Annotated in this window: 8 protein-coding genes; all 8 read right to left on the minus strand. The window is 51.2% G+C overall.

Going from position 1 to position 11,035, the window contains the following annotated elements; genetic code table 11:
- Positions 1-16 precede the first annotated feature (16 nt).
- The 8 genes from QW71_RS23640 to miaB all read right to left on the minus strand — a co-directional run bounded on the left by QW71_RS23640 (position 17) and on the right by miaB (position 10,671).
- A complete protein-coding gene (locus QW71_RS23640) occupies positions 17-2,323 on the minus strand; it encodes a thiamine pyrophosphate-dependent enzyme (protein WP_039304684.1) in 2,307 nt (768 codons plus the stop codon).
- Positions 2,324-2,349: 26 nt separating this feature from the next.
- Entirely contained in the window at positions 2,350-3,360 is a 1,011-nt protein-coding gene (locus tag QW71_RS23645; protein ID WP_039304685.1) for a 2-oxoacid:acceptor oxidoreductase family protein, read from the minus strand.
- 419 nt (positions 3,361-3,779) lie between these two features.
- The gene (locus tag QW71_RS23650) at positions 3,780-5,009 is read right to left on the minus strand and encodes a glycosyl hydrolase family 8 (RefSeq protein WP_039304686.1); all 1,230 of its coding nucleotides are present in this window, start codon (positions 5,007-5,009) and stop codon (positions 3,780-3,782) included.
- Between the two features lie 380 nt (positions 5,010-5,389).
- Positions 5,390-6,841, minus strand: coding sequence for a nicotinate phosphoribosyltransferase (locus tag QW71_RS23655; RefSeq protein WP_039304687.1), 1,452 nt, complete (start codon positions 6,839-6,841; stop codon positions 5,390-5,392).
- A gap of 272 nt (positions 6,842-7,113) precedes the next feature.
- A complete protein-coding gene (locus tag QW71_RS23660) occupies positions 7,114-7,656 on the minus strand; it encodes a cysteine hydrolase family protein (protein WP_039304689.1) in 543 nt (180 codons plus the stop codon).
- 47 nt (positions 7,657-7,703) lie between these two features.
- Positions 7,704-8,474, minus strand: a complete 771-nt coding sequence (locus QW71_RS23665; RefSeq protein WP_039304691.1) for an NUDIX domain-containing protein — start codon at positions 8,472-8,474, stop codon at positions 7,704-7,706.
- 136 nt (positions 8,475-8,610) lie between these two features.
- Positions 8,611-9,063, minus strand: coding sequence for a RicAFT regulatory complex protein RicA family protein (locus tag QW71_RS23670; RefSeq protein ID WP_039304693.1), 453 nt, complete (start codon positions 9,061-9,063; stop codon positions 8,611-8,613).
- A gap of 24 nt (positions 9,064-9,087) precedes the next feature.
- Positions 9,088-10,671 (minus strand): tRNA (N6-isopentenyl adenosine(37)-C2)-methylthiotransferase MiaB, encoded by a 1,584-nt coding sequence (gene miaB, locus QW71_RS23675; protein WP_039304695.1) that lies wholly within the window; start codon positions 10,669-10,671, stop codon positions 9,088-9,090.
- Positions 10,672-11,035 lie beyond the last annotated feature (364 nt).

Consider the following 11,035-nt stretch of genomic DNA (forward strand, 5'->3'; position numbering starts at 1 on the left):
GTGCTTAGGTTAAGTCTTACAAATCCGGATGCTCATGTTTCGCTTTGAGACGGCTCCAGCGGCGCTGTACCTCATTCTCGAAGCTGCGCAGCGCAGGTTCGTTCTCCGGCTTCAGCAGATGGCGGGTTTTGCCCATAGTCTTCAGCCAGGCGGAGACTTCGATCCGTTTCTCCTTGTCTTCCGGGTTATACGTGATGTTGGTCATGCCCTGCTCTACTTCATAGAGCGGGAAGAAGCAGGACTCAACGGCCAGGGAGACGATATCTGTACCGTCTTTGTCTTCACTCATCCAGTTGAGCGGACAGGCGATCAAGATCTTGCAGTAGACCAGACCTTCGTTCTGCGCGTACCACTGGGCCTTCGCAGCCTTCTTCAGCAGATCCTGCGGGTAAGCTTCACAGCCGGTGAAGACATAAGGAATATTAGTCGCAGCCATAATCTGTGCAGTGTCCTTATGCTGGGTCAGTTTGCCCTGCTGGGTTTTGCCGATGCTCGAAGTCGAAGTACGGTGTCCGAGCGGTGTGGAATAAGACTGCTGCGCGCCTGTATTCATGTAGCCTTCGTTATCGTATTCGACGATGATCATCTTGTGGCCGCGCAGTGCAGCGCCGATCGCCGGCCCCATACCAATGTCCATACCACCGTCACCTGTTACCATAACGAAGGTGAAGTCATCCTGCAGCCCCAGGCCGTCCAGCTCGCCGCGGCGTTTGCGTTCCCAGAACATTTCGACCACACCGGACAGCGTAGCTGCACCGTTCTGGAAGAGGTTGTGGATGAACGTTGATTTATGTGACGAATACGGATAGCCAGTAGTTGTAACCATGGCACAGCCGGTGTGATACAGCGCTACGATATCCCCTTCAATCCCTTTGAAGAACAGCTCAAGGCCGGAGAAAATACCACAGCCCGGACATGCGCCATGTCCCGGAGACAAGCGTCTTGGCTTCTTCATCAGGGAGCGGATCGGCGGAATCTTCACGGCCAGCTTACCTGTTTCTTCATTCTTGTTCACCGTAATCAGGCCGGTCTTCAACAGATCAAAGTTCATCGGCTTCAGCAGGCGCTTCGGCGCATTCTCCGGCGCTCCCGGATTGTGGCCGTAGTAATCAAACGGCACTTCTACGCGGTCCGCTACCACGGCATCCATTGCGAGCTGGAAGAAGTGATGGCCGTCTTCAGCATAGAAGTCTTTACCGCCCAGTCCGTAGATACGGCTGATTACCTTAGTGGTAGTGTTGCCGTACGTGAACAGTGCAGCCTTAATTTCGTTAACCATGTTGCCGCCGTGTCCGCCGACGGAATCCGCACGGTCACCGACAGTGATGGCTTTGACGTTCTTCAGCGCTTCAGCAATCTGCTTCTGCGGGAACGGGCGGATCATATTCGGGGAGATCGCTCCCGCTTTGATTCCTTGCAGACGCAGCTGGTCGACTACATCCTTGATAATCTCCGAAGCGGAGTTCATCAGGAATACGGCCACATCGGCATCCTCCATCCGGTACTGCTCGATCACCCCATAATGGCGGCCAGTCAGCACAGCGAATTCCGCTGCGATCTCTTCAAACACTTCACCGGCGTTGTACATGGCCACCGACTGCTGATAACGGTTGTTGATATAATCCGGTTCGTTCATATAAGGTCCTACAGTAACTGGGTTATTGCGGTCCAGCGTATCGGTGAAGCCAACTGGCGGCTGCTCGCCTACAAACTTGTGAACATCCTCGCGGTGGGCAAAAGCCTGCACACGGCGTTTCTGGTGGGACGTGAAATAACCGTCAGAAGCAACCATTACCGGAAGGCGGACCTTGGCATGCTCCGCAAGCTTCAATGCCATCAGGTTCATGTCGTAGACGGACTGCGGATCACGGCACATCAGGATCGGCCAGCCGGTGTTCAGGGCGAAATACAAATCGGAATGGTCACCGTGAATATTCAGCGGACCCGAGATCGAACGGCAGATCAGGTTCATAACCATAGGCATCCGCGTACCTGCTTGTACAGGCAGCTGCTCCAGCATGAACATGTACCCTTGAGCACTGGTAGCATTGAACACGCGGCCGCCTGCTGTTGAAGCGCCGTAACAGATCCCGGCGGAGCTGTGCTCACCATCGGAAGGCACCAGCATAATATCATGCTGGCCGCTGGCTTTCATGGTATCGAGGAACTGGGCAACCTCCGTCGACGGGGAGATCGGGAAATACCCCATAACATGATAGTTAATTTGATGGGCGGCATAAGCAGCCATTTCATTGCCGGATTCATATAGGAATTTCTGCTCCACTTTGGCGGAGCCTACTTCTTTTTCATAATCAATAGCCACAATTCATTCCACCTTTCTTCCGAAATTTAGACTTGAGCAACCAGATCAAACTTATGTTTCACGGTATGGCTGTCCGCATAGCCTTCCTTCTCCCGGGTGCTGGAGAGCGCCGAGGTCGGGCAGGCGCCGATGCATTTCAGGCAGCCTTTGCAATATTGATAGTCAATGCCGAGCAGGAACATCTGCGAACGGCCCTTGCGGTCCAGCCGCTCTTCCCAGACGAAGCATTGATCCGGACATACCGTGTCACACTGTGCGCAATTGATACAGGACTCATTCTCATAGACCGGAAGCATACCGGAACGGGAGATGCTGAGGTTCTTCAGGAAACTGCCGCCCGGGTTCGTGATGGTGCCGCCTATCGGCTGAGTCTCGTAGCCGAGAGCGGAAATATCGGAGCGGACATACACCGGCATGCTGTCGCCGGCAGCGAGCTCGAAATGCATGAATTTCACTTCATTAAAACCACGGTCAAAGGTCGTAATGGCCGACTGGACCGCCTGCGGATATTTCTTGCCGAGCGATTTCTCAATAACGCCCTTCATAATATCGGTATCCAGGAACGGACAGAGCCGGAACAACGCGCCTAGCATCGCCATATTCACGCGGTTCTTCTCTTTCAGTGCGATGCTGGTAGCATCGATTACTGCAATCGTACCGGCCTTCATCTTCAGCAGTTCTTTGAGTTCTTCCGGCGTCTTGGCCGAGTTCACAAGAACGGTACTGTGTTCATGAATTCCGCCGGTTACGTTAACGGTCTTGGCAAGCGCTTCGTGAAAAACACCTACAACATGCGGACGCTCTACCGGGGAGGTATCACGGATATGAGTGTCCATATCGCAGAAACGGATATGAGCTTTAACCGCCGACCCCTTCTTCTCCGAACCATACGATGAAAAACTGACGCCATTGAGTCCTGCGCCGACTACACCCGCTTCCGCGAGCATTTTACCGGCAAGGTTCGCTCCCAGGCCTCCAATAGATTCGAGACGAATCTCAAAGAAGCCGAGCTCATTTACTTTTGGCAATTGTACCACCGACATAACCCCTTTCTTAGTGTCAAGAAGAATAACATCCTTTTGACTTTTTCAACGATTGTAACTTGAAATTGCAAGCCGCGAAGTGACATATCTTGCATTATCCACGCTTTGGGAATCACAATTCTTTATGGATTTCAATGGATTTCTTTATACGCGACAGCGCGGCGTTACTTCAATAGAAGGTAATCTGCCATAAAAACGACAAATTGTGAAAATTGTGTGTAATTCCGCGTTTTCCCAAGGATGATGTGGAACCAATGTCACCCTTAATTTAGCAATAAAATTAAAAATTAAGATGTTAAATTTATCACAGAAATCATGATAAATGTCACAGGCGCCCGTTATAAAAAAAGACGAAACCCGTGATCAGTGATCATCAGGATTTCGTCTTTGGATCATATCAAGAATAAAAATACTTAGTAAGTCCACCAGTTGCCGGACATCACGATCATGGAGAACAGCTTGATGCTGTCTTCATAATAATCCTCTGCCGCGCTGCCTGACGTATGGCTCCAGAGTGAATTCAGCCAGCTCTGGTTGCCTGAGGAGGTCATTGCACTTACGCCGAACGGAGCATAGAACGCGCCGCTGTTGTAGCTGCCGAAGGTGGTTCCGTTGAGCTTGTAACCATCCTTAATGTTACCCGGAGTACTGCTTACCTTGGTCTTGATCCAGCTGTTCAGCTGATTGAGCTGGGACAAGGCGCGATTATCGCCTGTGAGCAAATAATCGGTGGTAATCCGCCACGGGGTACGGCATGAATTGTAGTTATAATTGCCGTCGTTGGCGTCCTCCAGGAAATTCGCTGCGGCCGGTTTATAGGTGTTACTGGAGTAAACTACGAAATCTGGCAACAGACCGGTGGTAGAGCTATAACCGGTATAGAGGCTGTTAATAATCGTATAAGTCTTATCCGTTACATTCTGCCAGCGGGCATCCCCGGTAGCGGACTGGAAGGCCTTCAAATGGCTGAGCATGAAATCGGAAGGACGGGTTGCTGTATTGTATGAACCGCTATTCGCCCAGTCACCCAGGCGGATGGTCCACTGGGTCTGATTGATCTCATTATCCATGATTGCATTAATGATGCTGGTTGCTGCCTGCAAATAGTTAACTGTTCCCGTGCTTCCCCATTGTCTGTGAGCCAGCAGCAGCGAGTACGCAATATCCATATCACCGTCCGTTGCGGAATCCTCGCCTTCGATATTCTGGAAGCTGCTGTTCTGTTTCCAGGACATCAGATAAGGATTGATGGAGCTTGGATGTGCTGTGTAATAATTGTAGAGTCCGTTATAGTACGTCTGCGCATTGGTGTCGTAACCGGCCATCAGAACAGTGAACAGCATACCGTAGCCATGCGCTTCCGAGACGGTCTCCCCGTCTGAATTATATTTCACATAATATTTGCCCGTCCCGGCCGGTTTGAGATAAGCGCCTTTCCAGGCGTCCCATTTGCTCTTTACCGCGTTATCCAAAACCGTCTGGGTGACATTATTCGGTTTGATTGTTCCGGCCGTATAGGTCGTATGCTGCGGGAACGGTTTGTTCACTGCAGCGAAAGCGGACCCGGCAGGCAGGATAAAGAGCGCCAGACAAAGAAGCATCAGACTTTTCCAGTGCAGCTTGCGTTTCCCTTGCTTATTCATAACGCATTCACTCCTCATGATTTGGTGGATATGGCTTCGAATCCATTGCAATCACAAACGAACTGCCTTAGGAAAAGTTCACCCCCTCACATTGAGTATCCGCCCAACTGTCTGCCGAGCTAAAGTTAAAGCGCTTTAACTTTAGCCCCAAAAAAATATCATTCCTGTAAAAATTGTATTTAAGAACATATTTAATATATTATTCCAGAGACTTCGTGTCAATGAGCATATGGTCCTGCGTATTACGTGTCTATGAAGATATACGCAGGGGCAAGAGCCTCCCCTCTGAACATGCCGCAGCAAAAAAGCCCTCCCCGGTCATGGATCATCCACCGGCAGAGGGCTTAGTTAATTGAGCCTATTCCTATATAACAATCAGGCTATTCCATATCCGGCATCATATGCTCCGCGATCAGCTGCTGCTTGCGGTTCCACAGTTGCTCGCTGAGATTCACGCGGAATACTTCAGGGTTCAGCTTACGCAGGTACTCCGGCCAGAACAGATCAAGCTGCTCCTGATGGTAGCGGCGGATCTCGTTCAGATCCGGCAGCTGATAGACCTGGAAGCCGTTCACCACAATCGGCTCCAGCATCGGCAGCGCCTCGTAGTGCTCCACATGTTTTCTCATATAAGGATGCAGCGGATTGAACAGCTTGAGCCGGACACCGTTACGCGGCGCCTCTTCCCCGGAGAAGCTGATGTAATCCGCCAGGGCTTTTCCGTTCTGCCCGATAATGCGGTAAACGGCCTTTTTGCCGGGAGTCGATACCTTCTCGGGATTGGAGGAAATCTTGATCGTTGGAATCATCTCTCCGCTTGGAGATTCAATCTCGACCAGCTTGTAGACTCCGCCCAGAGATGGCTGATCGGAAGCTGTAATCAGCTGGGTTCCGACGCCCCATGTATCAATAGCCGCCCCTTGCGACTTCAAGTTCATGATCGTGTTCTCATCCAGGTCATTGGAGGCAACGATCTTCACATACTGCAGGCCGGCTTCATCAAGCATTTGCCGGGCTTTGCGGGACAGATAGGCCAAGTCACCGCTGTCGAGCCGGATGCCGTTCATCCGTTTGCCCTGCGCCTCCAGCTTCTTGGCGGTGTTGATCGCATTCGGCACACCGCTGCGTAGGGTATCGAAGGTATCGACGAGCAGGGTAACGCCGTCCGGCATGACTCTGGCGTAAGCGTCGAAGGCTTCCTGTTCGCTCGGGAAGCTCTGCACCCAGGAATGGGCATGGGTGCCCTTCGTAGGAATGCCGAACATTTTGCCGGCCAGCATGTTGGAGGTCGCATGGAAGCCACCCACATACGCTGCCCGGGCTCCCCATACGGCCGCATCTGCTTCCTGCGCACGCCGCGTCCCGAACTCAAGCAGCGTATCATTCGGAGCTACCTGCTTGATCCGTGAAGCTTTGGTCGCAATCAGTGTCTGGTAGTTCATGAAGTTCAGGATGGCTGTCTCGACCAGCTGAGCCTCCATAATCGTGCCTTCCACGCGGATCAGCGGCTCATCCGGGAAGACAAGCGCACCTTCCTTCATCGAATGAATGCTGCCCTGGAAATGGAACTGCAGCAGCTCCTCCAGAAACGCCGGTGCATAATTCTCCTCCTGCTCCGACAAGTAGCGGATATCATCCTCTGTAAACCGCAGTTCAGCAATATACTGCGCAATCCGCTCCAGGCCTGCAAATACCGCGAACCCGTTGCCGAACGGCAGCTTGCGGAAATAAGCTTCAAATACAGCCCGGCGTTTGTGCGTGCCGTTAACCCAATGGGCGTACATCATATTAATCTGATATTTGTCTGTATGTAGAGCAAGTTCTCTCCTCAAGTCCTCATCTCCTAATAGTTGCACTGCTGTAGCGGGATCTGCAGTTGCTGTTGTGTTATATAATTTGAACTTTGAAATTAACTTAAAGCTAAAGTGTCACTGCGGTGAACTTTGGACTTCCGGCCGCTGTTGTCCCCAGATTTCTTGATTCCATACTACTATCAGCAGTGGAAATCCGGTGACAAAGGCGGTCGCTACCGCTCCTACAGTTCCAAATTCCCCCTTCGTTCCTTACAGCTTTTGATATTATCTTCGTTCAATTATATTTTTATCTATGTGGAAGCGACGACCTTCGCTCCGAGGCTGCCGCGGAAATGTCCCAGCGCCCAAGTATGGCCGTCCGGGTTGAAGCTGGCTACCGCATCCTCGTGTACAATAATGCTGAATCCCAGATTGTACGCATCCACTGCCGTATGCAGCACACAGATATCCGTACATACTCCGATCAGGTGCAGCTCGGTAATGCCGCGTTCATGCAGCTTCAGCGCGAGATCCGTGCCGCTAAAAGCGCTGTACCGGGTTTTGTCCATCCAGTAGATGGCTTCACGGTTCGCTTCGTATACGGCCTTCAGGCTGCCGTAGAGCTCACGTCCCTGACTGCCCCGCAGATTATGCGGCGGAAATAATTTACTCTCCGGATGATATGGATCATCTGCTTCATGCAAGTCTACAGCCATCACAACATAATCCCCGCTCTGCACGAACTGTTCCGTGAGCTGGCTGACCCGTGGCGCAATGTCGATGCCGGGCTGCCCTACCGGCAGACTTCCGTCAATGAAATCATTGGTGAAATCAATTACGATTAGTGCTCTCATTAGTTGATAGCCTCCTAAAGGGTTGTGAGCATACGCTTCCCTGCAGATTAGGTATAAATCGATAATAAAGGTTCATGGTCCGTGAACATATAGAGCTGTGCCGGACGCTGGGAGTATTGATTGGAGCTAAGCGGATTGCCCGCTTCATCACTTACTTCCTTTAATATACCCTGCCGGCTGCGTGTTGACGTAATTTTACGGATAAAATTCGGTTCTTTGAATTCAGGCACGACCGTCTGGATCACCTGATACAGCTCACTCAGCGTGAAATGTCGCGGCAGAAACTGCCGTGCAATCGTGGTCTGCAGCATTTGCTGCTGAATCCGCAGATAAGCATCGGTAATAATATCATGGTGGTCAAAAGCCAGCTCGAGCTCCTCCAGCGCTTCCTGCAGGGTGAACAGGCCAACCTCCCCTGCATCATCAGAGGCCTGACGCTGCTCCAGCATCCACTCCTCGACCAGTGCAAAAAACGCATGGCTGATGATCCAGCCGCGCGGATCGCGCCCCGGCTTGCTGTAGACACCGAGATATTCCAAATGGCCGCCGTCTACGCCGGTCTCTTCCTTCAGCTCGCGCGTAGCCGCATCATAGATCGATTCATCTTCCTGGCAAAAGCCGCCCGGCAAAGCCCACATACCTGCATAGGGCCATTTTTTGCGCCGGATCAGCATTACTTTCAACTCCCGCAGCGGGAGTGTCTTCGTGACCGTCTTCCGTTCGCGTTTGGTCAGCGTAAACATGACAATATCCGCCGGAACGCCGTCCGGAGTGCGGTATTTTTTGGCGTTATAGGTTTGTTCCACGTTCTCGCTCACTTTAGATCATCCTTTGCCGCAGCTATATTTGCTGTTCGTATCTTTTAATGTACCAAACCTGTCCTCTTAAAATCAACCGCAGTTCGCGCTATATATGAAAAAGGGACGGATTCTCATCCGCCCCGGGGGTATTCAATTAGTCACCGCAAGTGGATGGAGGCGCTTCTGTGCCTGCTTCCACATTGATTTTGTCCGAGACGGTATCCCTGATGACGGAGATAACCAGCTGCAGCAGATAGTTAATGTCACTCTGGCTCTGCTGGAACTCATTCACGACCGGAATACTGTCGATTTCATCCTGCAGCACTTCTATTTCCTGTTCAATCTTGGCGACCATTGCCTGATTCTTGAAGCTCTCGAAGGCCACAATCTCCTTCTGCTTCTTCTTAATGGTAGCAATCAAACCCTGCACACGATCGTGATTCAGAATTTTCTGCTCGGCCTGCTGGAAATGCCGGACCTCTTCACTGGTGGAGATGAGTGTAGCCAGCTCCTTCGCTTTGCCCATAATATCCTCTCTTACGATTAAATCACGGGTGTTGTGGGTCTGCATGCCGTATTCATTCAAACGCGCTTCTTCCTGGCTCATTCTTCTCGCCCCATTTCTCTATAATTAGAGGACTGCTGCGGCTTCCGCCAGATAGTCCCCTTTGATGTACCATGTCTTCGTACTGGTAATTCTCACCTGCACCATCGTGCCGATCAGTGACGGAGGGCCTTCGAAATGCACCAGCTTGCTGTCGCGGGTACGTCCGGCGAGTACATTGATGTTGTTCTTGCTCTCGCCTTCCACCAGCACCTCGACCAGCTTGCCGAGCATCCGCTCATTCCCCAGCCTGCTCTGTTCTTTGATCAGATCGTTCAGACGCTGCAGGCGCGCACTTTTGACTTCTGCCGGAACGTTGTCTTCCATAGCAGCAGCCGGAGTACCTTCACGCGGAGAATAAATGAAGGTATATGCCATATCATACCCTACTTCGCGCACCAGCGACAGTGTCTCCTCGAACTGCGCTTCGGTTTCACCCGGGAAACCGACGATAATATCGGTAGTCAGTACTGCATCCGGCACGCCTGCTTTGATCTTGCGGACCAGCTCCAGATAAGCTTCCCGGGTATACTTGCGGCTCATCCGCTTCAGGACAGCTGTACTTCCCGACTGCACGGGCAGATGGATATGCTCCACCAGATTGCCGCCCTTGCCGAGCACATGAATCAATTTATCGTCAAAATCACGGGGATGCGACGTCATGAAGCGGATACGCGGAATATCGATCCCCCGCATGTCGTCCATCAGGTCCCCGAATGTATAGTCAATGTCGGTAAAATCCTTCCCGTAGGCGTTTACATTCTGCCCCAGCAGCGTAACTTCCTTGAAGCCCTGGCGGGCCAGCTCGCGCACTTCTGCAATGACATCTTCAGGACGCCGGCTGCGCTCTTTGCCCCGTGTGAACGGTACAATGCAGTATGTACAGAACTTGTCACAGCCGTACATAATATTCACCCAGGCGCGCAAACCCTCTCTTTTCTTCGGCAGATTCTCAATAATGTCGCCTTCCTTGGACCAGACCTCGATCACAAGCTCCCTGCTGAACACCGCTTCCTTAATCAGCTCCGGCAACCGGTGGATATTATGCGTACCAAAAATCATATCCACGAAACCATACCGGTTCATGATCCGGTTAACCACGCCTTCTTCCTGGGACATGCAGCCGCAGATCCCGAGCAGCAGCCCCGGCTTCTCCAGCTTGAGCGATTTGAGATGACCCAGCTCTCCGAACACCTTATCTTCCGCATTCTCGCGGATTGCACATGTATTTAATAGAATAAGATCAGCATCTCTGCGGTCATCAGCCGCACGGTAACCCAGTTGCTCCAGCATACCCTTCATCGTTTCGGTGTCATGCTCATTCATTTGGCAGCCGTAGGTGGTGATATGATAGGTTTTGCCTTGGCCAAAATCCTCCATCTCCGGCGGAATCTCGAAATGGTAGAGCACCTCGATCTCTTCCTTACCGCGGCGCTTGCCTTCCCTGTAATCGGGCTGGCTGTTTATCTGAACGTTTCTTCCTTTTATGCGATAGGTGGTCTTGCCCTCTTGCTCACTTATCACTTTAGCATCGGTAAAATCAAAATACTTGGAGTAATCCTTGCCCTTGGTGGAGTTGAAGTCCGCTGAGTTCCGGTTCTCCTTCGTCATCAGATTTACACTTCCTTTATAAGTAATTCATGAATTCAGATACACCCGCAATCAATACAAAATTATATCACAGATAAGGATAATCTAACCATCTAATCCATTGATACGATTCAGCCTTTTATTCCCGGAAGGTCCGATAGAATCATGTGAAACCGGATCATAACGTGCTGAGAAGACTTATTAGGAAGCACTACGGCCATAAATGTTGTACGTTTTGCAACTTGGATTCAAGGATAGCCAGGTGTTCGGGAGGATTGTTGCAGGAAATACAAGAATAATCCTGCTGAGCCGCTTGAAACAGGTGAAATGCTGCTTTTTTATACGAAAATAAACGTAGGCTTTAGTAGGCATGAGCTTAGCATGT

The sequence above is a fragment of the Paenibacillus sp. IHB B 3415 genome (genome assembly GCF_000802655.2).
In the GTDB taxonomy this organism is placed as follows: domain Bacteria; phylum Bacillota; class Bacilli; order Paenibacillales; family Paenibacillaceae; genus Paenibacillus_AQ; species Paenibacillus_AQ phytohabitans.

Bases quoted from the DNA above. Each gene is read 5' to 3' on its own strand.
- QW71_RS23650 (WP_039304686.1), bottom strand. From the start codon at position 5,009: ATGAATAAGCAAGGGAAACGCAAGCTGCACTGGAAAAGTCTGATGCTT.
- QW71_RS23660 (WP_039304689.1), bottom strand. From the start codon at position 7,656: ATGAGAGCACTAATCGTAATTGATTTCACCAATGATTTCATTGACGGA.
- QW71_RS23670 (WP_039304693.1), bottom strand. From the start codon at position 9,063: ATGAGCCAGGAAGAAGCGCGTTTGAATGAATACGGCATGCAGACCCAC.
- miaB (WP_039304695.1), bottom strand. From the start codon at position 10,671: ATGACGAAGGAGAACCGGAACTCAGCGGACTTCAACTCCACCAAGGGC.